This window comes from Photobacterium profundum, from assembly GCF_003026285.1.
GTDB lineage: Bacteria > Pseudomonadota > Gammaproteobacteria > Enterobacterales > Vibrionaceae > Photobacterium > Photobacterium profundum.
This window is the reverse complement of the sequence record NZ_PYOD01000012.1, coordinates 92,818-117,497: the sequence shown is the minus strand read 5'-3', so window position 1 is coordinate 117,497 and position 24,680 is coordinate 92,818. Positions and strand designations below refer to the sequence as shown.

The window sequence follows — 24,680 nt, the reverse complement described above, 5'->3', positions numbered from 1 at the left end:
TAACGCTAGATCCGAAGCGTAAGTGGAGTGTCGATGGTATGGCGAAGGCTCTTTTCACAACACAATCAACATTGCGCCGTCACCTTGCTAAAGAAGGGGTATCATTCAGCCAATTACTGCTGGATATTATTCTGGGGAGAGCATTTAATTATTTATCTTTTTTTATTTCCACACTTATATTAACATTTTAATAACGTAGTCGTGTACATTTAAAACAAAAAGTAAATTCGCCATATCCTGTTCCAACATCATCTAATTTAATATCAATTTTCTGGTTTTTTAATTGATTGATTTCTCTTTCTGCTTTTTTTATCTTAGTAAATGGTGTTCGCTCAGTCACTTCAAACGCAATATGGTTTGCTTCAATATTATGATTTTTAAGGATCTTAAATACATTTTCAGCAAAATTATCATCTTCTAGCTGTTCAGGTACGACATTAAGGCTGACATAAAAGTCGGGGTGTTTTAATGCGAACTTGCCGATATCAGCGGAAACTTGGTTTAGTAAGTCATATGTTAGCTCAAAGATTTGCCCATTATACTCAGCAATAGGAATAAATAGGTTTGGTGAAATTATCTCGCCATTCTTTTTAATCCAGCGAACTAAGATCTCACACCCAACAACCTGCTTACTAGATGAGTCAATTATAGGTTGATAAAACGGAATGAATTCTTTATTTTTTAACCCTAAATATATAAGTTCCTTTAATGTACTGTTCTGACCCTTTAATAGGCCAAGTAATAAACAAATCAATAGTAATATTATGCATAAAATGGCCTGAACAAAAATGACGTCGGCTTTAATCAGTGACGTTATCCCAAGCTTAGTTGAATACACATTGAGGAATATACGCTTAGTGAATTGTTGAGATGCGATGAAAAAATAGGTTTCATTTTTTTCTTTTTCAAATAAAGGTAAAAATTGGTCTTCGACATGTAACTCTACGGCATAACAGTCTTTACACAGTTCGCTTCGAAGGAAAACCTGTTCAAAGGGCTCGGTTATGACAATAAACATCCCTCGCTCATCGTTAATCGTGATTTTTAAGCGATTATGAAGGTAGGACTCAATAGCAAATTTATTATCATTTATTGTTGTTTGGTTGGGTAATTTTTTTACGAGTTCACTGTTATTTCCATAAATGGAACACATTCCGTCTTTAGTATGTAATTCAATTAGTTGTATCGCGGGTGATTCTTCAATATGTTTGCGCATTAAAGCGATATCGTTTTTATTACATGTGAATGATACCGCATCAGCTAATTGTTCAATTTCACCACCAATAGAAAGGTAACGATCTTGATAAAAGTAATGGAGGTTGTCTAATCTACGCTTAACTTCATGTTTAAAGAGGTAAAAACTCAACATTTCTGATGAGGCAATAATCAAAACTATTCCGGCAATGAATATAAATAAGGGCTGTTTCCAGCGAACCCAAGTGATATTGTTCATTGTTAGCGGAGCCCTCAATAGCATGTAATTTAGAACGAGTGATTAATGCGGTGCTGTTGTTATTTATATACGATATTAATCAATCAGTTCATGATGATGCAAAAATTATAACTGAACACACAGTATATAAATACAAGGGTAGTATTTATATATTGAAAGTGAATATTAATATTCTACGAAAGCAATTGCATGAATAACTATATTGTTTCTCTCACTATTATTTTTATTTGAGTGAAATGTTTTTTATCGGTTAAGTGAATGTTGTGTATGTAAAGTATTGTTAAATGTAAATGCATGCTGGTAATGTACAAAGGGAGTTTGTAATATAACTGTTTGTTATTTAAGTTTACTTTCTTCATGGAGGAAGCCGATGCAAGCATGTTTTTATGTTGATGATTTGTTTTATCGCCAGCACCAATTTGAATTACCTCTGGATTACACGGATCAAGATGGTGAAACAATCCGCGTGTTTGCTCGAGAGGTTGTCGCGAAAGATAAGCAAGGTACTGATTTACCGTGGCTTGTTTACTTACAAGGTGGCCCTGGTTTCCCAGCTCCGCGTCCAGATAGTAACAGTGGCTGGTTTAAGCGTGCTTTAAAACAATACCGTATTCTATTGTTGGATCAACGTGGTACGGGGTTAAGTACGGTGATTAGTCATCAAACTTTAGCCAGTAAAACACCAGAACAACAAGTCGCGTACTTGAGCCAATTTCGTGCTGATAATATTGTGCGTGATGCTGAAGCGATTCGCGAGCAGTTGGGTATTCAACAGTGGGCGTTGTTAGGGCAGAGTTTTGGTGGCTTCTGTGCGTTACATTATTTGTCTTATTATCCTCAGAGTTTGTCTCGTGCTTATATCACGGGCGGTATTCCATCGATGACACGTCATGCTGATGATGTGTATCAAGCGACGTATCAACGTGTATTGGATAAAACCCAACAGTTCTTCCATGCATTTCCTGCAGCACAAGGTATGTGTAATCGTATTGCCGATTACTTGCTGAATAATGAAATTATACTGCCTAATGGTCAGCGCTTTACTGTAGAGCAATTCCAGTTGATTGGTATCAATCTTGGTCGCAGCGGTGGTGCGTTGGCCATGTATTACTTACTGGAAGACGCTTTTGTTGACGTAAATAGTAAACCTGAACTGAGTTACAGTTTCTTAACCGCGATGCTAGCTGAGCAGTCATACCTGACTAACCCGATTTATGCCATTTTGCATGAATCAATTTACTGTCAGCAAGATGCATCACAGTGGTCTGCACACCGTGTTCGTGAACACTATCCGCAATGCAATTATGTTTCTGGTGAAGATTTCTGCTTTACTGGCGAAATGGTATACCCATGGATGTTCGATCAATTAGAAACCCTTAGGCCATTAAAAACAGCTGCGGATTTACTGGCTGAAAAAGCAGATTGGCCGCAGTTGTATGATGTTGATCTATTAGCTAAGAATACCGTACCAGTTACTGCTGCGGTTTACGTTGAAGATATGTATGTAGAGTTTGATTATTCGCGTGAAACATTGGCTTTAATGCCCAATGCAAAAGCATGGATGACGAATGAATACGAACATAATGGTTTACGAGCAGATGGTGAGCGTATTCTCGATAAGCTTATATCTATGGCTGAAGTGATAGAGCAAACACAAAGCTAAAACCTAAATGCGAATTGCTAGCAGCCCTGAGTACTTATCTGATGATCTAGTCGATTGAATTAAACATTCTGATGTTAGTCTGAATTCTGTACCTTGAGATCGCTAAAGTATAGTTAGCTTTAAAAATCGTTTTAATCTGTATGTTGAATCAGGTTAAAGCGATTTTTTATACACGATACTCGAAATCATAAAATACATATTAGAACTTACGAGTTACTTAACTTAGCATGGAGAACATTGTGCGTTCATTAAAACTTTCTTTTTTGCTCTTGCCTATAGTATTAAGTTTTTGGCTGCTCGCGGCACATTTTTTACGAAATGGTAATGTTGTTTTATGTATTGCTTTGGTCGTTTTTCCACTATTACTATCGATTCGCCAGCGATGGGTTGCTAGGTTCATCCAAGTTGCGCTTGGGTTGTCAGCCTTAATCTGGATGCAGTCTACTTATCAAATGGTGTCAGAGCGATTGATCATGGGTGATAATTGGATGAGAATGGCTGCAATTATGTTAGGTGTAATGAGTTTTACTATTTTGTCTGCCTGCGTATTTTTACACTCTTTATTAGAAAAACGTTATGGCTTGAGTCAGTAAAAAAGTTACCCACCTAGCAACAGGTTGCATAATGCCTTTCGTTTGATTTTGTTATAATATAACAAAACAAGGTGAGGTAAGGCGGCTTAAGGTAGTCAAAAAATAATACCCTTACTCTTACTATACTTTTTAAGTGTGAATATTTTAGATATTATCTAGCAACAAGCAGAGGAATATTCATCTGTCGTACTATCGTTTAGTTATATCTATGCTGAGATGAAGCGCGACACATGAGTATTTTGTAAAGATTATCAGTCTATAGGGTAGACGTTCAAACATAACGCTCACGCAATGTTCGTTGTAATATTTTTTGAATTGTAGACCCTAAAGGCATTAAGACGTACTTAGGAACAACATGGTAAATATAAGAGCACGAGTGCCTTTTAAAGTTGGCCAGAAGAGTAACATTCCGGCTGATTTGCTTTCTTTCAATGGTCTTGAATCTGGTAAAGAGCATGTGGCCGTTATTTTCCAAGCTGCAGATACGAAACCGGCAGTACCATTGGTACGTATGCATTCAGAGTGTTTAACTGGTGATGTTTTCCACTCTTCACGTTGTGACTGTGGTGAACAGTTAGATGAAACCATTGAAAAAATGGGTGAAATGGGTGGGGTGATTCTTTATTTACGTCAAGAAGGGCGTGGTATTGGATTATATAATAAGATTGATGCTTATGAACTACAAAGTCAGGGTATGAATACTTATGAAGCGAATAACCACCTTGGTTTTGGCGACGATCTTCGTGATTTTACAGAAGCAGCATTAATGCTTAAAGCATTAGGTCTTAATGAAATTCGCTTGGTAACAAACAACCCGAAGAAAATTCGAGAACTCGAAGAAAACGGCATTATTATTACTGAAGTGGTTGGCACTAAAGCCCACGTCAAAGACGGTAATGAAAGTTATCTGAAAACGAAAGCTAGCCACGGCAAGCATCGCTTTCATTTTGATTGATTAATCATTGAACGTTTTGTGTGATTTCTATACATTGCGTTGTGATAGATAGTTCTTTAGCAAAAGCCTCGTTTTTCGAGGCTTTTTTGTATTCGATAAATAAATAAAACAGGCACTATTTATTCATTACTTTTTCTAATGCAAATCATGATAAAGTTTAGTGCTTAATACTACGCAATTTTCTTGCCTGATTGGCTATTCGCCATTACTATCACCGCACTTAAGACAGAGCTAGACGCTATACATTAACCCAGAATTAGTCTTAGTTATTGTTATCCTGTTTGTTCGTGGCTTTTCATACTATTAGTGGATTATTCATTCGAGTATTCACTTGTTTTTCTTATGTTGTTTTTTTGAGGGTACAGGTTGTGACTCAGCAATCTTCTTCTAGCCAAATGGCAAAGTTACTATTTCTAGTTATTATTTTGGCCGCTGCTGGCCAAATGACCCAAACAATGTATGTGCCTGCCATCCCAGCAATGGCACACGATTTTGGTGTTCAGTCTTCTTATCTACAAGCGGTAATGGCGGCTTATTTAATTCCATACGGATTATCGCAGTTCGTTTATGGTCCGCTATCTGATCGTATAGGTCGCCGACCAGTCATTATAGTTGGCATGGTGATTTTTTTAATCGGTACCATTGGTGCGTTACTAGCACCAAGCTTTGAATTATTCTTATTAGCCAGTTTTATTCAGGGTGCAGGTACGGGCTGTAGCGGTGCGATGTGCCGAACAGTAACGCGTGATTGCTATGACGGTGAAGATTTACATAAAGCCAATAGTCTTGTGAGTATGGGGGTTATATTTTCCCCTCTTATTGCACCGGTATTAGGTGGATATTTGTCATCAATGTTTGATTGGTCGGCAAGTTACATATTCTTATTAGTGTTTGGTGCTATCGTAACATTGGCGATGATGTTTATGTTTACTGAAACACTTCCGGTAGAGAATCGCCGTAATGAACGCGTACTCGTTAGCTATCGTTATGTGTTGAGTAACCGTCGTTTCCAAGGTTATGTACTTTGCTTAATTGCTACTTTTGCAGGCATCGCTGTTTTTGAAGCTGCAGCAGGTGTATTGCTAGGCAGTGTACTTAAGCTAGATTCAAAGACAGTAAGTTGGTTATTTGTATTGCCATTACCGGGATATTTAGCGGGTTCTTGGATGTCTTCGGCATTGGTTAAGCGTATTGGTAATAGCCGCGTAATGTATTTAGGTATGTTAGCCATTATTCTGGGTTCACTTACAGTTCTTATTCCAGGTATGGCAGGATTAGTAACAGTCAGTTCGTTAATTGGTGGGGCATTTATATACTTCATTGGCGCTGGTATTTTGTTTCCTGCGGCAACAACAGCAGCTATTCAGCCATTTCCGCAACACGCTGGAACGGCTGGGGCAATTCTTGGTGGGTTACAAAACTTGGGTGCCGGAATCGCGACTTTGTCGGCATCTTTCATGCGTGCAGATGATCAGTTTAGTGTTGGCTCTGTCATGACAGTAATGTCAATATTAGTTGTATTGAGCTTGATTTGGGTGAAACGTAGTCACCAACAAGATACACCCGTTTTGGTGTAATGCTTGGAATGTATAATTAATGGCTTAGGTCATTAGCGATACAGTACTAAAAAGGCGATGCTTTCTAAGTTAGAGTTTTCTAATTAGAAATGCATCGCCTTTTTGTATCTAGCTGTGATGTCTTAATCACGCTTCCATAAGATATGGCAGAACTTGTGTTCAGGGTCACGACTAATTAGCATGCGAGCGAATACGTCATCAAGCTGATCATTTTCTTCGTTAACTAAGCCAATACGTACTTCAGCGTACAGTTCTTTATCAACGTCAAAGCCAACGTGGCTGCCCCAATCATCGCGTGTTTCAACGGCTTCGGCTGCTCCACGGTCATCAAATTGTGCGGTGAATAAGATCACGTCTACTGGTTCTAAGCTCTCAGGTGCCATCTCTAGAAAGATGTCGTAAGCTGCGTCAATAACGTCGTCATATGAAATCAAATTTGATGTTTCCATGTACTTGATATGTCTCTTTTCGTAAATGAGTGACTATTAGAACATGGTTTTTTGAGGTGAGGTAGGGGGAAGAAGGAATTTTATACGTGATAAAGGAAAAGGGCTGTTGAAGCAACCCTTTAACTTATTCGTGAAGTTCGATTTATTTGATGGCTTGCTGGTGCGCGGTTGTTGTATTCGTTTCGACCGCTTCAGAGTGAGATGCAGATGCTGGTTTACATATCCCACTTAGATAATCGTCAAACGGCATCGGCTTGGCGTAAAAATAGCCTTGGCTTGCCTCAATACCTAAATCATCGACATATTCTGCTTGTTCCGCGGTTTCAACACCTTCTGCAACCATCGTACAATGCAATGTATGCCCCATCTCAGCAATATTATCTAATATAGAGTGAGTTACCGCATCTGTAACAGAAGAGGCAACAAATGTACGATCAATTTTTAAGATGTCAAAACGTAAGCTTTGCAGTGTTGATAAGCCTGCGTAACCTGTACCAAAGTCATCAAGTGCCCACTTAATCCCAACTTCACGTAGACGCTGCATACCAAGTTTAAGCTCGACTAATTCTGTGGGTGAAAATGTTTCACGTTCTGTGAATTCAAAAACCACATTATGTTGTAGGCTAGGGTACTTAGAAATAATACAAATTAACTCAGTCACATACCTAGAGTTAATAATCATTGATGCCGTTACATTGATTGATATATACAGGTCATCATTTTCTGCCTGAATCTGTGTTTTTTCATATGCTACACGCTCTAGAAGGTGAAGTGTGATCGTATTTATTAGCCCTGTACTTTCAGCAGTATGAATAAATTCAGCTGGTGAAATTACACCATGTTTAGGGTGTAGCCAGCGTACAAGTAATTCAGCACCGATCCAATGGCCACTTTTGGAATTCACAATAGGTTGATAATAAGCGTGAAATTCTCTGTTGTTAATTCCACGCTGAATATCTGACTTTATTGAACGTCGAAAATTTACTGATAGGTTAAGCAATAATACGATGAATATTGATAGTGTAATGATAATGGCAGTAGCATAAGGAAGTTGCTTGAAATAAACTTTTTTTAATGATGCCTCAACATATCCAACTGTTAATGCATAAGAGTATTTTTCTGATCGTATTTGTTCGCTAAAAATGAAATCATTGAATGGTGGTGAGTTTAAACATACAAAACTGTCATCAATGTTTCCTAAGCAACCAGAAAGTTGATCTTTATGTGTATATTGCTTAATCCAATAATCAATATAGCGACTATCAAGCATGATTCGGTACCAACCGCTAGGTGTTGGTACCATGAAAAATAATGCATCAATATGTCGTCTTTGACTTGTTGCTCTATAAATGACGTATCCGCTCTGTTCTTCAAATTTAGCTAAGTGACTGCTTTCTACTTTTATATTTGAATTTTTAATACGATCGCTGCAAAGAAAGACACCATTCTCTATATAGCTGATTTCTTGTATTACTGATGAATAAAAATTTAATTTCTCCAACTCTTCTCTGTTCTTTTTATCACAGGGGGTTGTATTAGAATCAATTAATGTTAGATCCGTTTTTATTTGATTTAACTGATAATTAATAGCAATATCAAGGCCTTGAATGGTATCTCTTGTCTTTTGATTAATGCCGTTCTTTACCCAAGCCATATCCAATATAAGACCTACCAATAGGCATAGTATCAGTAACATTATATTTTTAGCTTGAGTCATATAAAACTTAGAACGATTGCATGAAAAAGAAGACATGCAAATTATCATAAAATATTTTATGATAATATGAAAAAATGCGATTTATATCAAAATATTAATGTTTTGTTTTGTATTCTGAGGCTTACAATGATAGGCGTCATATTACTACCGCTTTTATTTTGCAACTCGTCATATTTGTGGCACTTCAGTGTGAGTGATTTATAAAATATTAAATAGCTTTATTTATAAATTTAAAGTAAGTGCCTTGCCTAGAGCCCAACAAATTCTCGCAGAAATAAGCATCTTGAGGTAACTTGGGTATAGAACTCATTATTTCAATTCGCCTTGTTAATATCATACTACATTTAATATCAGAAAAAGAATTGTTTGATTATGCTTGATACAAGCTGAATGACTCGTTTTTGTGTGACGAAAAATAATGTGAATGTTGTTAGCCGCACTTTAACTGCTTTTAGATTTCGATATCCTACCTATTAAGGGTTAGTCTTGAGTATGTAAGGAGCGGATTATGGAACGTAAAATGTTGAAACGTAATATTTCTTATATGGAAAAAGAGATATGCGAAATGAAAAGGGAATTAGATTTATTAGATGAGAAATATAAAGAGCATCAAGAGCTCGAACTTGTTCCCAGTAAGATGCTAGAGCATGACTGATCTAATCTATTGATTCAAATGAAAACGGTGCTCTTAGGGCACCGTTTTATATGCTTAGTCACTTAAACACGCATTGAGTAACTTTAGTGATGAGTCAATAAAGTGCATATTTTGTATTACTTTGCTCTATAGTGGTGCGGTGAATTAGCGTTATGTAAAAATTTAGGTTATTTATTAGTGGGTTACGGTTGGCTTGGTAATTGTATTATTAGAATATAGCCTAATTCATTAAAGGGATAATCAGATGATGCAAGAAACGTTAACAGTGATATTAGCAGGTGGTGTAGGTTCAAGGTTATCTCCTTTAACGGATCATCGAGCAAAACCCGCCGTGCCTTTCGGTGGTAAGTACCGCATTATCGACTTTACTTTGGCAAATTGCCTGCACTCCGGTTTACGACGAGTATTAGTATTGACTCAATATAAGTCCCACTCATTGCAAAAGCACCTCCGCGACGGCTGGTCTATCTTCAATCCCGAATTAGGTGAATATATTACGAATGTTCCGCCGCAAATGCGTAAGGGGGATAGTTGGTATAGCGGTACGGCAGATGCTATTTATCAAAACTTATGGCTGTTATCTCGAAGCGAAGCTAAATACGTCGTGGTGTTGTCGGGTGACCATATTTACCGAATGGATTACGCACCGATGCTTGAACAGCATAAAGCTAGCAATGCTGATTTAACCGTTGCTTGCATGGAAGTACCGATTGAAGAAGCAAAGGCATTTGGCGTCATGGAGACCGATCATGATAAACGGATTGTCGCTTTTTCAGAAAAACCGGATCAACCAGTAGCACTTAAAAGTAACCCGAGCAAAAGCTTAGCATCAATGGGTATCTATGTATTTTCAACTGATACGCTACTAAAAGTGCTAGAAAATGACGCAGAAAACCCATATTCAAGCCATGATTTTGGTAAAGACATTATTCCTAAATTGATCGATGGTTGTGGAGTGTACGCCCATCATTTTGGTGGGGAAGAGGGGCGAGTAACGCAAGATGCTTATTGGCGAGATGTGGGAACGATAGATTCTTATTACCAAGCAAACATGGACTTGTTGCAACCTGTTCCACCTATGGATCTCTACCAACAAGATTGGTCAATCCGTACTTATGAACCCCAATTACCACCAGCTAGAACTGTGTCATCGGCTACGGGTAACGAAGGTATTTTTATCAATTCTATCATATCAAGTGGTGTTGTTATTGCTGGTGGTTCAGTACAGAATTCTATTTTATTTCCTAAGGTTAATATAGCTAATGCAGCAGTTGTAGTTAATAGCATTATTCTAGAAGGGGTTGAAATAGGCGAGGGGGCAAACATTCAAAACTGTATAATAGATAAATATGTGAAAATCCCTGCTGGTACAGAAATAGGATTAAACTCCAAATTGGATGCACAACGATTTCACGTGTCAGATAAAGGCATTATTGTAGTATCGTCTGACCATGTATTTGAATAACGGAATATATACAAATAAAGTCAGCAATAGCGTAATGCTGCTCACGTTAAGTGAACTGCATTACGCATTAGCGTTTTTTCTAGGAAATATAATGATAAAAATGCCCCATCACAAATCGGGATAATTCGTCTGTTTGCTCTTGATTCATTTCTTTCAGTAGAAGAAACTTCTCTTTGTTATCTAAGATATCAAATGCATCTCTATTGAGCTCTGTCACATCATTAACACGTAAATAGGCATGGGTTAACGATATCTTCATTGCGGTTTGCGCAAACTCAGAATCAGAATCAAGAAATTTTACGATTTCATCGGGGCTTTCATACAATTCCCAAAAAATACCGTTCTTTTTAAAATTGGCTTTTTTAGTCATACAGTTCACCGTGCGTTTAATTACGAAAGTTAATGTATGTATTAAAATATAGGCATTAATGCAACTTTACGCATATAATTATTATGATATGAATAGGATAGTTTCATTTATGGCTCCGTTTCCCAGAATGGAGCTTTTTTTTGCATTTAAATCCAGTATGAACAATCTAAAACTTAGCGTAATCTGCTTATATTTGTTTATTATTTAATGACTTACGTTTTCTGATGGATTGCTATTGTAAGTCTAATCAGGAAAGGGATAAGTATCGGTATATTATATGAGAAGGTCGATTCGATATGAGGTTTATTATTTTATTTGTTAATAAATACAGTTTGTTAAGTGTTATCTTTTAACTTTGTACGAGATGGTAATGATTTCTATCAAAACTGGAATGAGAATAACAAATAAAATGCAACGTTTTTAGGTGTGCACTATTTACAAGACATTAAATATTAATATCCATATAGAATTCAGCCTATTCATGCTATATGAAACACTCGAACTATCACGGCTTCAGGAATAGCGTGTCGAATATATTTGCGTCATCAAAATGCCTTTCACCAATAAAGGCGACAGCATGCTGACCTATTTGACGGGTTGTTCCTGGCGAGGCTACCCCAAATGGCCATAAGTAAAAACGTTCTAACCGTTCACTGCCAAGCAACATTCCATTCTTATCAAACAGGCTTTTATTTAGCCCTTCTGGTGTTGGTAAGCTACGTAATGTTTGATAATTGAGTGAGGTTAAATGGCGAGTGAAAGGGTTACTTTCCCCCCAATACACATCTTTAATCATGTGCTCTCCATTTGATACACTAATTTTCAATATATCTGCACTTTGCGGTTGGTATATATGGAGGCGAGTGGGGGACTCAATCTTGGTACTTGTTGGCGAAAACTGTAATTCTTCATGTAATGCAAAAACCATATGGTAACAACCACAATGATGGATGCTATCGAGAATGTAGGGCTTTCCTTGCTCATCTAACGTTAGTCTGAATAATACACCATCAAATTTACCCGCATAGGGGGCGAGAGAAGATTTAGCCGTACGGTTTGCAAACCAGAGGCTGTAATTCAGTTGGAGTAATATTCTGCCATGGAATTGAGTGAAGCTATGGTCGACATAAACAATCGGTTCATTGGTATTAACAGCAGCCTGATCATCTGAAACATAGGTTACTAAGCCGGGCTTATCATCAAGAGATACCGATTCAACACGAAATTCAGGGGTATAAAAAGCCAATAATTGGGTGAGTTGATCATCTGTTAGCAAGGGCCAGTGAAGATCAGCACGAGCCGTTGTTTGTGAAAACCAGCTTTGTATTTCTTGCTGCGTTAATCTTGGTTTATCAGGTATAGCATAAGCGATAGTGTCATCATCTACAGGCTCAATAAACCCACTTAATATACGCTTTTTTTCTGTATGAATAGAAGGGGTCGCGAAAAGCTTACTAACAGGGTAAAGACCGATAATGCGTTGCCAATTTTGGTAATTAGACGTGATAATTGGCGGGTGTTGCTGTAGTTGCGACCAGAATTGGTTGTTTTCGGCTAATGATGTTGTTAATTGTTTGGCACAGCTTTCTTGGTTTTCAAAATTGATTGCGTTTTTGTTGCGTAAATTTTTGTATTCAATTTTGCGTTGAATCTCAGCTTGTCGAGATACATAGTTTAACCATTGAGCTTTACTTTGATCGGATGTTAATTGAGAGATTAATGCAACGCTAAAGCGATCAAAAGCAAGTGAAGGGTAATCGGGCGTCCAGAAGAGTTGTGCATCTTGAACGCCTTGTGTTTTAACTGTTTGCTTAAATTGGATTAGCTTGCGCACACAGTTTTGTTGGGTTGCTGAATAGTTTATCGCAGGGCTTGGTGTACTAGAGCAAGATAAGATAGTAAAGCAGGTGAAGAGTAAGAGCAAAATACGCATACTAATGAATCCATAGCTTTATCTATGTTCAGTTTAACTGCGTTTTATATATGAAAGCAAAATATGAACGACAATACATGCCGTTCATTAGAGCGTGTTGACGTTTTAAATACGTCAATACGCCCTAGCATTACATATTAATATCTAATTCATTGTGGATCAGCACCACACATTGCGATGCAAACAGCATCTTAGGCCCAAGGCTGATCTTTGTTGCCCCAAGGCGTTTTAAGCTGTTAAAGCTCTTCTTGGGCATAGGAATATGGTCGGTCAACAAGAAACAAGGGTTGCCTTCAAACTCTTGCTCACGAATGTTGGTGCCTTTTTTGTCCATCATGAATAGCTGGTAATCTTCAGCTAATTCTTGAACTAGTCTTTCGAAGCTCATGGTACGAACGGTAATACCCGGTTCAACCTTACGTTCTTGCTCTTTAGACATGCCTTGTGACAAATCTAATGCTCTTGCAATTTTTGTGAGTAAGGCTTGTTCGTGGAAGCCACCAACATTAGTGATTTCACTTGACGTAAAGCTAATCGTGCGAGAGAAGTCTTGCGTGCTTTCTAATACCAAATGAACAATAACATCGTCACGGTGCGATTGAGCCACAAATATAGCGTTCATCAAGGTATGAGCCAAAATTTCAGTGTGGGCTTCTTGACCGACTGATTCTAATAGCAGTTGACTATTGGTAGGGGCAGATCTGGCTCGTAATACAAAAGCGCGCATAGCTAAATGTCCATTGTGTTGAAGTGTCGTGGTTGCTAAATGCACACGACTTATGATGCTTTTGATGAATGACATCAGTAGATGTATCGGTATTCAAACTTCAGCAGATAATAAACGTATAAGAACCCGCTTATTTAAGGACGATATACTAGGCGCTACAACGGGGATTAACAAGCAGGTTTTTAGCTGCTGAATGAAAAGGGGATAAATGAACGGCTTATGTACATTTTCTATCAGTAAAAGCTTCACGGCTACAGATAGTTACTTATTTGTTTTCTCCATTAAAAAAGCCTCCAATAAGGAGGCTTTTAGCATAAAACATCATCTAAATGATACTTGCTTATTGAGCTTCAGACAGTACCATTTTCTCTGATTCTGCACTTTTCTCAAGCATCTTACGGATAACGAAAGAGGCAAAAAATGCCACTAATACCATCACGACAGCTAGCATAGTAAGTAGGCTGAAGTAGTCACCATACACTGTTTGTACGATTTCTTGTGTAATCGCCTGACCTTTTTCTAGTGCAATCGATGTAGAGAATACCGCACCAACGATACCACTTAATGCAATTGCGACAGAGAATAAGCTTACCGAGAAGTTCTCAATATGCTTCGGTGCAACAGAGAGGATGAAAGCGACAACCATACTGCCCACAATTACTTCAGCAAACGCTTGGAAGAAGTGAATTGCCAAGAATACTTCAGGACGAATAACAGCTTCAGGGCCAACAGACATTACAGCAACGGTAAGAATACCAAATGCGATAGCGGTTAGAATAAAGGCGAAGCCAACCTTTGTTGCCGTTGAAAAATTGATATTACGCTTTTCTAAAGAAGTAAAAGTCATCGCAATAACGGGGCCACCAAGAATACACCATAGTGGGTTCATTGCCATTGACGCTTCAGGTGCAATTGGGATAAATCCGAATAGATCACCACGCATCGTATTGATTGTTACCATGGTCATCGATGTCATCATCTGGCCATAGTAAACAAAGAATGCTGTTGTTAGTACAGTCATGATCAATATTGTACCCATCTTTAACGCGTCTGCTTTGTTCGACTTAACCATTAAAGAAATGAAGTATAAAATTGCAGCTGCGCCTATCGCATAGACAATGTTTTGTCCAATATCCATGTTTGAGAACATGAAGAAAACAAGACCAATCATACCAAGAGAAACAAGGCTGAATAGAAGCCAATTTTTAGGGCTAACAGGTTGTTGATCTATTTCAGCACCAACCGTCAATAAAGGCTTATGAGAAACAACTAGAATGATGAATGCAACGAATGCCATAGAAGCTGACAACATAAAGCTGCCATTAAACCCAATAGCGAGAACGAACATTGGGAATAGGTACTGTCCAAAAAGTGCACCTATGTTATTAACGGAATAGTTAACCGGATAACCGTTTTCGAATTCTTCTTGAGTTTTAAATGTACGCTTAAATAGACTAGGGTATGAAGGAGACATAAGGCCACGAGCGTAACTCGCAAGTGCAATACCAACAAGGCTCATTGGTACATTACTGGTTGAAGCGCCTAATACTAATAATGTGTAACCTAGAGCAAATCCGAAATAACTGATTGTTAAAGAGCGGTATGAACCTAAAAATTTGTCAGCTATGAATCCACCAGCGATAGCAAAAAGAGGACCAATAGATGAAAACGCACCTACAACCATCATGGTATCGGCTTCACTGTAACCAAGGTCTTCTAAAAAAAAACGGGTTAAAATAACCATTACGCCATAGAAGGAGAGGCCAAACATCATTTGGCACACCATCATTGACTTGTTCAGTCTATTCCACATAACTACACTCCATCCTTGTTAAATAACAAAGTAAATTGAAAATTGTAAGTATTTGTAAGTCGCTGCTGATATTAACATTAATACGACGAGTTGATTTAAGTCTATTGTCTCAAAAAACTCATATTGTTAGTTATATTTTCTAATGGATATGATTAGTTTTTATTGTGGTGTTTATTAAGTAGGCTGCTTTATTCTTTTGTATTTACTGGGAACATAGATTTAATTAAGTTATTTATTTTGTAAATGCGCCTTTAATTATTGCTGTTATTATGAGCAATAATTAATTTTTTCTAATTAGCGTTAAAGAAATGGATTTAGCTATTGAGTTTAATTTTTCAATATTTATTCATCATAATATTGCGATTCTAGAATGAAAAACGAGAGAGAACCAATAAGATTCGCTCCCGTTATAGTTTGAATGAAGGGGAATTAATTTGTGGCTAAATTTACGTTTTCTTCTACTTTTTCATCTTGCATCATGCGAGTTAATAATGGGGCTGTAAAGGCCATAACAAATGCTACACCGAGTGTTACGATACCAATGTTTAAGAAGACTTCACTGTATAGCGGTAACGTCTTAAGTGGATCTGTAACATTTTCTGGTGTGGCGCTGAAGGTCGCAACATAACCACCGATAATGAATGAAGCTGCTTGGGTTAGAAACCAAGCTCCCATAGTAAAGCCCATTAAGCGTTGAGGCACTAGGCTAGCAACCATAGCTAAGCCCAATCCGCTTATCATCAATTCACCAATACTTTGGAATAAATACACAAGTACCATCCACCACATTGATACCATACCTTGGCTATCGGCAAACCAGTTACCAGCAGCAGCGACGGCTAAAAAAGCAAATGCACACATAAACATGCCTACAGTAAACTTAGCTGGCATTGATAAATCTCGGCCTTTACTGCCATACGACGTATATAGATAAGCCAGTATCGGGCTACATAATACCACCCAGAAAGGGTTCAAGGCTTGTAGGCTAACAGGGTTGACATTAAACCCCATAACTTCCGTGCGTACGTTATATATTGCAAAGAAATTCAATGATGTAGGCATTTGTGCGTAAAGAACATAAAAAACGATCGCTTGTAGCATCAGTACCAATACAACAATCATTTTCTTACGTGCAGCACCTGTTAAGCGTATTGTTTCTTTTAAGAATATGCCGACAACACCAATACCAATAAGAGCAAGTACGATATTCGCCATCATAATGTTATTCAGTAGCCAAGCACATAAGGCTATAGATGCTATTGTTCCCAGAATAACAATAAGGAAATGTTGATAATTGACTGGTTTATTATCCGGCTCAGAGCCTAAGCCCTCAACAGTATGGCGGAAAACTACATAACTCATCAAACTGGCAATTAAACCAAATCCACAGATTACAAATGCTGTCGCGTAACCATATTCTGCAGCAATAACAGGGCTAAGTGAAAGTGCTACTAATGATCCCACATTAATAGACATGTAATACAGCGTGAAAGCACCATCAAGACGAGTATCATTTTCGTCATAACATTTCGCTAATAAGCTTGAAGGGTTGGCTTTAAATAAACCGTTACCGACTGCAACTGTACCCAACGCATAGAAAATAAAGTTTGGATTTAAAATTGAAAATCCCATCATAAAATAGCCGATAGCTAACACGATGGCGCCAAATATCATTGTACGTTTTGTACCGAGAATATGGTCGCCAACGTAACCGCCTATCGCGACCAAACCGTACACTAAAGCGGCAAATGCACCGAAAGTAACAAAAGAATCTTGTTGGCTAAAACCTAGTTGCTCAACAAAATATACAGCTAAAATACCTTGAAGACCGTAGTAACCAAAACGTTCCCAAAGCTCAATGAAAAATATCATCTTAAATGGCTTTGGTTGGTTGAAAATGCTATTTGTATTGCTCATTACAGTGCTAATCCACTAGTTAACTTGTCAGGTTGCACATTAAACGCTTATTGGTTTCAATTTAATGTGATGCTAGCTATGCAATTGAGAGCACTTGTGTGAGCTGTGTAGCAAAGATATACAATAAAACACATATTGAAATATTTATTTAAGGTTTAAGTCTAATAGTTAAGGTGAATAAGCTGGGTGCTTGGCAATTAAGTAGTTTATAGTTTTGATATTACACTTATTTATGAAATATAGGGCTATTTAGCGGTGGTGGAGCCTTGAAGGAAAAAGACACTGATTGTTTTGCAGCTTAGCTTTGGTAGAATTAGTCGGGTGATGTAGGTGTGATCAGCATAAACAACTGCGCGCTTACAAAAGAATAATAGCGAGAGTGATCAAGTGGCAGCAGCGTTACCAACTTTAAATAATCAAACACCTTTTCAACCAGAATATATGCCAGTATTGATTGATACCGTTAATCAACTTCGTGCGGCTCTTGGTTCGGCACTTCATAGTGTTTATTTATATGGCAGTGTTGCTCAACGAAAAGCAGTATGGGGTTATTCTGATTTAAATATCACGGTTGTGCTTAATCGAAATCTTAACTCATCTGAAGAATCTGCTTTAAATACAGTCAAGTGGCGTATAACCACCTATCAACCGAAAGTGCCTAGTCTTGATTTGCGGATAGGGCAATTTAGCGATGTCATTTCTATTGGCGGCATATTTGAGTGGGGCTTTTGGCTCAAGCATTGCTGCGTAAGCTTATACGGTGACGATTTATCGACGCGGTTTGGTTGTTTTGAACCAAGCTGGGACGTGGCTAAAACCATGAACGGTGATATTAAGGCAATGTTAGCGGATTATCGGCATAAGATAATGACCACAAAAGTAGTTAAAAACTACCTAGAATATTGCCAATTTATCAGTAAAAAAATGCTGCGTAGTTGTTTTGCGTTAGTGATGCATCGTGAAAAGTGTTTAGCGCATTCATTGAGTGATTGTGCCGATATATTTTTGCGTTATTACCCTGAGAAAAATGTCGAAGTTGAACGCTTATTTACTTTAATAGAAGGCACACAAGTGCCGAAACGTGCGGCATTATTTATGATTGAACAATTTGGCGGCTGGATAGTGGCTGAATTTGATAAAATTGAGCGTAAAATTGGTTAATTTTTTCTTTATTGCTAGCAGCTTCTGAGGTTTTTTTGCAGGTTCAATCTACTGGTTTCATTTTAACACGCCAAAGTCGTGATGCCCAAGGTCAGACTGAAGTCGTGCTATGGGTTAAAACGGACCAAGGTCCCGCTCGATTATTAGTTCATGGTGATAAACCAGTCTGTTTTGTATCTTCTGAAGCGCAAAAACAAGCCGACAATGCGCTACGAACCGCTAACCTTCAAGTCGATTGGAAGGCATTGCCTCTTAAAACTTTTCAACATCAATCACTTTTTGCCTGCTATACCCAAACGATAAGAGACAGCCTTCAAGTTTCTAAGGTTTTAAATAATGACGGGATAGAAGTATTTGAAGGAGATATTCGCCTTGCTGATCGCTTCTTAATGGAACGATTCATTCGTGGAGGGATTACCTTTACAGGGGGGGCGAAAGACAAATTGGGGTACACTGAATATTCACAAGTAAAAGCCAAAGCGACTGACTATGTACCTAAATTGTCGATTGTATCGCTTGATATAGAGTGCTCAGAAAAAGGCGTGCTGTATTCGGTGGGGTTACATAGCGATATGGATAGCCGGGTCATTATGATAGGTGAGCCAAAAGAGGGTGAAGAAGGCGAGTTATGGATTCAGTGGGTTGAATCAGAAAAAGCCTTATTATTGGCGCTTGAATCATGGTTTATTCAATACGATCCCGACATCATTATTGGTTGGAATGTGATTGATTTTGATTTCCGCTTATTACTAAAACGTGCTGAATGGAATGCAATCAGTTTACGTATTGGTCGTGGTAAACAAACACCGCATTGGCGTCAATCTAGTCAAAACCCTAATCAAGGCTTTATCTCTATTCCTGGTCGTGTGGTGCTAGATGGTATTGATACATTAAAAACGGCAACCTATAGCTTTCGTTCTTGGTCGTTAGATTCTGTGTCGCAAGAGCTGTTAGGCGAAGGTAAGCATATTCATAACGTGCATGATCGTATGGCTGAAATTAACCATATGTTTAAAAACGATAAGCTGTCGTTGGCTAAATATAACTTACAAGATTGTAAGCTGGTTACCCGTATATTTGAATATACTCATTTGCTTGAGTTCGCGATTGAGCGAAGCCGTTTAACAGGTGTAGAGCTTGATAGAGTCGGTGGTTCTGTTGCTGCATTTACTAATTTGTATTTACCGCAATTACACCGTGCTGGGTATGTAGCCCCGAATCTTGCGGGTGAAAACTGGATTGCAAGCCCCGGTGGCTATGTGATGGATTCTAACCCCGGTTTGTATGATTCTGTACTGGTACTTGATTTTAAATCACTGTACCCGTCGATTATTCGCTCATTCCGTATTGATCCTATGGGGTTGGTGGAAGGGCTATTGCAAGATGAAGGTAAAGAACCTAACCAAGCGATTTCGGGTTTTCGTGGCGGGCAGTTTCATCGAGAAAAACATTTTTTACCCGCGATGATTGAAGAGTTGTGGTCTGCGCGCGATCAAGCAAAACGTAATGGTGAAAAAGCGTTCTCTCAAGCGATTAAGATCATCATGAACTCATTTTATGGCGTACTTGGTTCATCTGGCTGCCGCTTTTTCGATCACCGGTTGGCCTCGTCAATTACGATGCGTGGGCATGAAGTATTATCAGTCACGAAAGATCTGATTGAAGACAACGGTTATAACGTTATTTACGGTGATACGGACTCTGTCTTTGTTTCATTAGGTAAAAGTCATACCCAAGAAGAAGCGGATATCGTTGGTAACCAATTGGTGAAAAGCATTAATGCGGAGTGGGTACGGCGTCTAAAAGATGACTTTAATCTTGAATGCTATTTAGAGCTTGAATACGAAACCCATTATCACAAGTTTTTAATGCCGACGATTCGAGGCTCTGAAACAGGCAGTAAGAAGCGCTACGCTGGATTAATTATTCAAGATGGTAAAGAGAAACTAATCTTTAAGGGATTAGAAACGGTTCGTACAGATTGGACGCCGTTAGCTCAAGAATTCCAGAAAACTTTATATGAGATGGTTTTTCATGACCAAGATCCCGATGAATACATTCGTGACTACACCAATAAAACGTTAGCTGGAGTATTTGATGATCGTTTGGTTTACCGCAAGCGTTTAAGACGAAATCTTGATGAATACCAAAAGAATATTCCACCACAAGTGCGTGCCGCTCGAATGGCTGATGAGATGAATGCCAAACTTGGTCGCCCGATGCAATACCAAAATAAAGGAGTGATCGAGTACGTGTTTACGATCTCTGGCTCAGAGCCGAAAGAGTATCGACAAAGCTCGATTGACTATAACCATTACCTTGAAAAGCAATTAAAGCCTGTCGCTGATGGTATTTTACCGTTTATAGGTAAGTGTTTTGATGATATTACCGCACCCCAGATGGGGTTGTTTTAGCCAACGTTAAGTATGCGCTAGAAACAAAAAACGCGCTGTTAGCGCGTTTTTAAGTGCTCATTTCTATTAGCATAATTACCTTTAGTATCTGCTAATCAGCTTTTTACCACGATAAATTAATCAAAGTATTCAACGTTTAAGAGTGTTGATTTGCTCGCGTGAATAGGGTCAAATTTGATTGCTCCACGGCTTGGTGTACATACTTTGAATACATCACCACAATCAAAAATAGCTAATACTTTCTCATCGGTACGAAATACTTCAGGTAATGATTGACCTACCTCACAAGCACAGATTTCGCCTTCGTGTTTCCATTGAAGCTTATGAATGCGCTTTTCTTGAGATGGTGCTGCAATGTGTTGAGCAATAGAAGAAAAAACCGATTCAGCCTGAGCTGAGTTAGACGAAGATGGTACAAAAAAATCCATGGATCCCTCCTGATATGCATCGATATTGATGTTAAATATAATGATGCGATTAATTACAACCCTGTTATCAATCTTAATAACCGCTTAAACCTTACCAGAATAAAGCATACTTTAGCAAGTTAGTTGCATAAATTGGCATTTTGTAATGAAGAGTTTGCACAAAAAGGTCGATAGCGCTAACTTGGGTATAAACTAAATATTAATAGAGATATATTTCATAGCGAGGGGATAATGGAGCAATTAGATTTCTTCACCGTACCCAGCCCTTGTGTTGGAATATGCCAAGTGAATAACCGTGGATATTGTAAAGGGTGTTATCGCAGTCGAGATGAGCGCTTTAATTGGCAAGTAATGACGTCAGATCAAAAGCGGCAGGTAATTAGGCTGTGTAAGCAACGCTATCTGCGCATTTTACGTCGTGCAAAAGGGAGTTCGATAGAAGTTCAGCAGGTCGATGATAATCCGCAGCAAAGTCTTTTCTAGCTTAAGCATATTTTATAGCCATAAAAAAAGCGCCATAAGGCGCTTTTATATTGAGAATGAACAACGCAATTAAACGCGTTTAAAGTCCATGTGCTCAACTTTTGGCTTGAACGCGTGACGTTGGATGTCTTGAGGCTTAACAGCAACTTCCTGACCGTCGATCACAAGGATGATACCTTCGTAGAACTCAGGCTTATCCATTTGGTTGATCACGTCACTGTGAAGAAGCTCGATAGCAACAGGAGCAGCTTCGCCACCGTAGATGATAGCTGGGAATTTTTCTGTAAGACGTAGACGGCGGCTCGCACCTTTACCTAGATCAGTACGTACAATTGCATCAAATTTCATATTAAATACTCTATAATTCATAAGTTCACTGAGTAATGCGACCTTACTCAATGTCGTAAAAACGAGCGCGCATACTAACAGTCAGCTTTATTCTTAGCAAGACTAAATCTCTATACAGACCATTTTAACGTAATGAAACGAACCTTATAGGTTTGGCTTCATTACTTTGGATGAAAAAAGAGCGTGTTCAATAGAGTAATCGATATTTAACTCCACTGCATTTGCCCTTATAAATATCAAATGGCAATGATAACGATAGTAATTCTCATTTGTATCTGTATACTATGCAGCAACGGAATTACTAACAAATCTATTTATAAGTAGGGGTTATGAGTAAAAAACTTACATTCATCGCGAGCTCAATATTTATTGCACTTTCTCCAGCACTTCACGCAGAAGAGGCAGTTTCAGTATTCGACGAAATAGTTGTATCAGGTACGCGTTCGGAACAAAGTATTAAGAACATTCCCTCTAGCGTAGCTAAAGTAACGTCTGAAGACATGGAGAATAATCTGTCGAACGATGTGAAAGATGCATTGAAGTATGAGCCAGGTGTTACGGTAAATGGACGTGGTCGCTTTGGTATGGAAGATTTTACTATTCGAGGTATGTCTGGCAGCCGCGTTAAAGTGATGGTTGATGGCGTAGAGCAGCCATCATCTTATAACCCTGGCGCAGATGTTATGCGTAAAAATGCCAATACCTTTGAAGTTGATACACTAACTGCAATCGAAGTGAATAAAGGGCCATCATCTAGCTTATACGGCAGTGATGCTTTAGGTGGTACTGTACTCTTACGTACAAAGAACCCAGAAGATTTACTTGAAGCTGGCGATGATAGCCACGTAAGTTTAAAAACAGGTTATGCCAGCGTAAGTGATGAATATAAAGCAACGATTGAAGTCGCTAACCGTACTGGCGATTTAGAAACAATGCTGATCTACACCTACCGTGATGGGCATGAGACTGAAACCCATGGTGATGGTGCGAACATTGAGGGGCCTGATCGTGGTGCTGCTGATCCTTTTAACATCACATCGCATAATATTCTAGGTAAAATGTTTTACCAAATAAACGATGCCAACCGCATTGGATTTACAGGCGAGTACTATACACGCAGTGCAGACGGTCAAATCCTTTCTCGTAATGGATATGATGGTGGTGGTGGCTTTATGCCGGGCTTCGTATATACCAATAACAGTGCAGACGACAAAGATGAAAGAGTACGTCTAGGCTTTGAATATGAGTGGCTTGCAGATAATGTGGCTTTTGATTCTTTAGAATGGAAAGTAAACTGGAGCAAGAGTGAGGCAGATCATAAGAGTTATGATCATACGGGTAATTACGGAAATCGTAACCGTGCTCGTTCTGGTACCGATGAAAGCACACAGTTAGATGCTCAATTCCAAAAAGAAATTCAGTTTACGAATAATCGTCATGAGCTTACGTACGGTCTTTCAGCATCAAATGCGAGCTTTGATTTAGATTACACTGATTACTTCTTAGATTCAGGTACATCTAAGCCAGGTAGCACTGAAGTGCCTAAATCAGAGTCTGAGAAGCGTGGCATTTTTGTACAAGATCAAGTCTATCTATTAGATGAAGCGTTGGTGGTTACGGCAGGGCTTCGTTATGATGATTACAAAGCTTCACCAGAGCAGTCTTCAGGGTTAGAAGACCATAACAGTGATGCACTCACATCGCGCTTAGGTGCGGTATATCATTGGAATCAACATTTCAGTACTTACGCGCAATACAGCGAAGGTTTCCGTGCGCCATCAATTTATGAGTTGTATTACGATAAAGATAATGCTGCGCATGGCTATAAAATTGTTTCAAACCCTAATTTGAAGCCAGAAGAAAGCCAGTCTTATGAGGTCGGTTTACGCGCAAATAATAATGTGGGTGCGTTAGAACTGTCTGCCTTCTATAACGACTACACAAACTTCATTAAGAGCTCGACGGTAAACACTGGTGGCATTGATATTACAACCAATGAAAACGTTGATGAAGCTGAAATATACGGTGCCGAATTTAAAGGTAGCTTGTGGTTAGATGAAGCTGTAGGTGCCCCTATGGGGTCATATGCACGTTTATCTTTAGCGTACCTTGATGGTGAAGATAAAAATACGGGCAAAACATTAGATACTATTGCGCCATTTACGTCTGTTGTTGGTTTGGGTTACGACGCTCCAAACGAACAGTGGGGTAGTGTTGTAAATGTTACTATGGTGGCAAGTAAAACGGATTGGGAACAAGACGATAATCTAGATGCATCTAGCTATACGGTTGTTGACTTAACTGCTTACTACCGCCCAATGAAAGATTTAACACTTCGTGCTGGCTTATTTAATGCTCTTGATGAGAAATATTGGCAGTATCAAGATCTAGAAGGTCAAACAGCATCGGCTCAAGGTATTGATATCCGTACTCAACCTGGTCGTAATTGGGGTGTTAACTTGAACTACGATTTTTAATCGATAGATGAATGTAGGCCACACCGATTAGGTTTTGAATCTAACGTTTATAATAACCGCATCGTTTGATGCGGTTCTTTTA

Annotated in this window: 20 protein-coding genes and 1 pseudogene; 11 read left to right on the top strand and 10 right to left on the bottom strand. The window is 38.6% G+C overall.

Features of this window, described 5'->3' with window-relative positions:
* A pseudogene (locus C9J48_RS20965) lies at positions 1–191 on the top strand (hypothetical protein); the annotation flags it as partial.
* Here C9J48_RS20965 and C9J48_RS20960 read toward each other — a convergent pair.
* On the bottom strand, positions 188–1,453 hold the full coding sequence (locus tag C9J48_RS20960) for an EAL domain-containing protein (RefSeq protein WP_181320828.1): 1,266 nt from the start codon (positions 1,451–1,453) through the stop codon (positions 188–190). The pseudogene C9J48_RS20965 and the gene C9J48_RS20960 overlap by 4 nt on opposite strands.
* A 370-nt stretch (positions 1,454–1,823) precedes the next feature.
* On the opposite strand from C9J48_RS20960, the gene C9J48_RS20955 reads away from it, so the two are divergent.
* From C9J48_RS20955 to emrD, 4 genes are all read left to right on the top strand, one after another.
* Complete coding sequence (locus C9J48_RS20955; RefSeq protein ID WP_006232180.1) at positions 1,824–3,116, top strand: alpha/beta fold hydrolase; 1,293 nt, start codon at positions 1,824–1,826, stop codon at positions 3,114–3,116.
* A 239-nt stretch (positions 3,117–3,355) separates the two neighbouring features.
* The gene (locus C9J48_RS20950; RefSeq protein ID WP_006232179.1) at positions 3,356–3,709 is read left to right on the top strand and encodes a hypothetical protein; all 354 of its coding nucleotides are present in this window, start codon (positions 3,356–3,358) and stop codon (positions 3,707–3,709) included.
* 355 nt (positions 3,710–4,064) lie between these two features.
* Positions 4,065–4,664: a GTP cyclohydrolase II gene (locus C9J48_RS20945; RefSeq protein ID WP_006232178.1), complete on the top strand. Its 600-nt coding sequence runs from the start codon at positions 4,065–4,067 to the stop codon at positions 4,662–4,664.
* Positions 4,665–5,032: 368 nt separating this feature from the next.
* The gene (emrD, locus tag C9J48_RS20940; protein WP_006232177.1) at positions 5,033–6,241 is read left to right on the top strand and encodes a multidrug efflux MFS transporter EmrD; all 1,209 of its coding nucleotides are present in this window, start codon (positions 5,033–5,035) and stop codon (positions 6,239–6,241) included.
* 122 nt (positions 6,242–6,363) lie between these two features.
* Here emrD and C9J48_RS20935 read toward each other — a convergent pair whose 3' ends face one another.
* Both C9J48_RS20935 and C9J48_RS20930 read right to left on the bottom strand, forming a co-directional pair.
* On the bottom strand, positions 6,364–6,690 hold the full coding sequence (locus tag C9J48_RS20935; RefSeq protein ID WP_006232176.1) for an HI1450 family dsDNA-mimic protein: 327 nt from the start codon (positions 6,688–6,690) through the stop codon (positions 6,364–6,366).
* A gap of 142 nt (positions 6,691–6,832) precedes the next feature.
* On the bottom strand, positions 6,833–8,386 hold the full coding sequence (locus C9J48_RS20930) for an EAL domain-containing protein (protein WP_006232175.1): 1,554 nt from the start codon (positions 8,384–8,386) through the stop codon (positions 6,833–6,835).
* A gap of 529 nt (positions 8,387–8,915) precedes the next feature.
* Between C9J48_RS20930 and C9J48_RS27990 the strand changes: the two genes are divergently transcribed.
* Together C9J48_RS27990 and glgC are read left to right on the top strand one after the other, a co-directional pair.
* Positions 8,916–9,062, top strand: a complete 147-nt coding sequence (locus C9J48_RS27990; protein ID WP_006232174.1) for a hypothetical protein — start codon at positions 8,916–8,918, stop codon at positions 9,060–9,062.
* Between the two features lie 247 nt (positions 9,063–9,309).
* On the top strand, positions 9,310–10,527 hold the full coding sequence (gene glgC, locus C9J48_RS20925) for a glucose-1-phosphate adenylyltransferase (protein ID WP_036803766.1): 1,218 nt from the start codon (positions 9,310–9,312) through the stop codon (positions 10,525–10,527).
* Positions 10,528–10,606: 79 nt separating this feature from the next.
* Here glgC and C9J48_RS20920 read toward each other — a convergent pair whose 3' ends face one another.
* The 5 genes from C9J48_RS20920 to C9J48_RS20900 form a co-directional block, all read right to left on the bottom strand.
* On the bottom strand, positions 10,607–10,897 hold the full coding sequence (locus C9J48_RS20920) for a hypothetical protein (protein WP_006232172.1): 291 nt from the start codon (positions 10,895–10,897) through the stop codon (positions 10,607–10,609).
* Between the two features lie 505 nt (positions 10,898–11,402).
* Positions 11,403–12,830, bottom strand: coding sequence for a hypothetical protein (locus tag C9J48_RS20915; protein WP_006232171.1), 1,428 nt, complete (start codon positions 12,828–12,830; stop codon positions 11,403–11,405).
* Positions 12,831–12,960: 130 nt separating this feature from the next.
* Entirely contained in the window at positions 12,961–13,557 is a 597-nt protein-coding gene (gene trmY / locus C9J48_RS20910) for a tRNA (pseudouridine(54)-N(1))-methyltransferase TrmY (RefSeq protein ID WP_006232170.1), read from the bottom strand.
* Positions 13,558–13,897: 340 nt separating this feature from the next.
* Complete coding sequence (locus tag C9J48_RS20905; protein ID WP_036803417.1) at positions 13,898–15,370, bottom strand: peptide MFS transporter; 1,473 nt, start codon at positions 15,368–15,370, stop codon at positions 13,898–13,900.
* A 429-nt stretch (positions 15,371–15,799) separates the two neighbouring features.
* Positions 15,800–17,287, bottom strand: a complete 1,488-nt coding sequence (locus tag C9J48_RS20900) for an oligopeptide:H+ symporter (protein ID WP_006232168.1) — start codon at positions 17,285–17,287, stop codon at positions 15,800–15,802.
* Between the two features lie 387 nt (positions 17,288–17,674).
* Here C9J48_RS20900 and C9J48_RS20895 point away from each other — a divergent pair, with 387 nt between their 5' ends.
* Both C9J48_RS20895 and C9J48_RS20890 read left to right on the top strand, forming a co-directional pair.
* The gene (locus C9J48_RS20895; RefSeq protein WP_006232167.1) at positions 17,675–18,448 is read left to right on the top strand and encodes a hypothetical protein; all 774 of its coding nucleotides are present in this window, start codon (positions 17,675–17,677) and stop codon (positions 18,446–18,448) included.
* A gap of 35 nt (positions 18,449–18,483) precedes the next feature.
* The gene (locus C9J48_RS20890) at positions 18,484–20,862 is read left to right on the top strand and encodes a DNA polymerase II (RefSeq protein WP_036803764.1); all 2,379 of its coding nucleotides are present in this window, start codon (positions 18,484–18,486) and stop codon (positions 20,860–20,862) included.
* Positions 20,863–20,978: 116 nt separating this feature from the next.
* Here the strand turns inward: C9J48_RS20890 and C9J48_RS20885 are convergent, their stop codons facing one another.
* Positions 20,979–21,290: a hypothetical protein gene (locus tag C9J48_RS20885; protein WP_006232165.1), complete on the bottom strand. Its 312-nt coding sequence runs from the start codon at positions 21,288–21,290 to the stop codon at positions 20,979–20,981.
* Between the two features lie 231 nt (positions 21,291–21,521).
* Between C9J48_RS20885 and C9J48_RS20880 the strand changes: the two genes are divergently transcribed.
* The gene (locus C9J48_RS20880; RefSeq protein ID WP_006232164.1) at positions 21,522–21,773 is read left to right on the top strand and encodes a DUF1289 domain-containing protein; all 252 of its coding nucleotides are present in this window, start codon (positions 21,522–21,524) and stop codon (positions 21,771–21,773) included.
* A 69-nt stretch (positions 21,774–21,842) separates the two neighbouring features.
* On the opposite strand, the gene rplY is transcribed toward C9J48_RS20880, so the two are convergent.
* On the bottom strand, positions 21,843–22,121 hold the full coding sequence (gene rplY, locus C9J48_RS20875; protein WP_006232163.1) for a 50S ribosomal protein L25: 279 nt from the start codon (positions 22,119–22,121) through the stop codon (positions 21,843–21,845).
* 329 nt (positions 22,122–22,450) lie between these two features.
* On the opposite strand from rplY, the gene C9J48_RS20870 reads away from it, so the two are divergent.
* On the top strand, positions 22,451–24,598 hold the full coding sequence (locus C9J48_RS20870) for a TonB-dependent hemoglobin/transferrin/lactoferrin family receptor (protein ID WP_006232162.1): 2,148 nt from the start codon (positions 22,451–22,453) through the stop codon (positions 24,596–24,598).
* The last annotated feature ends 82 nt before the right edge of the window (positions 24,599–24,680 follow it).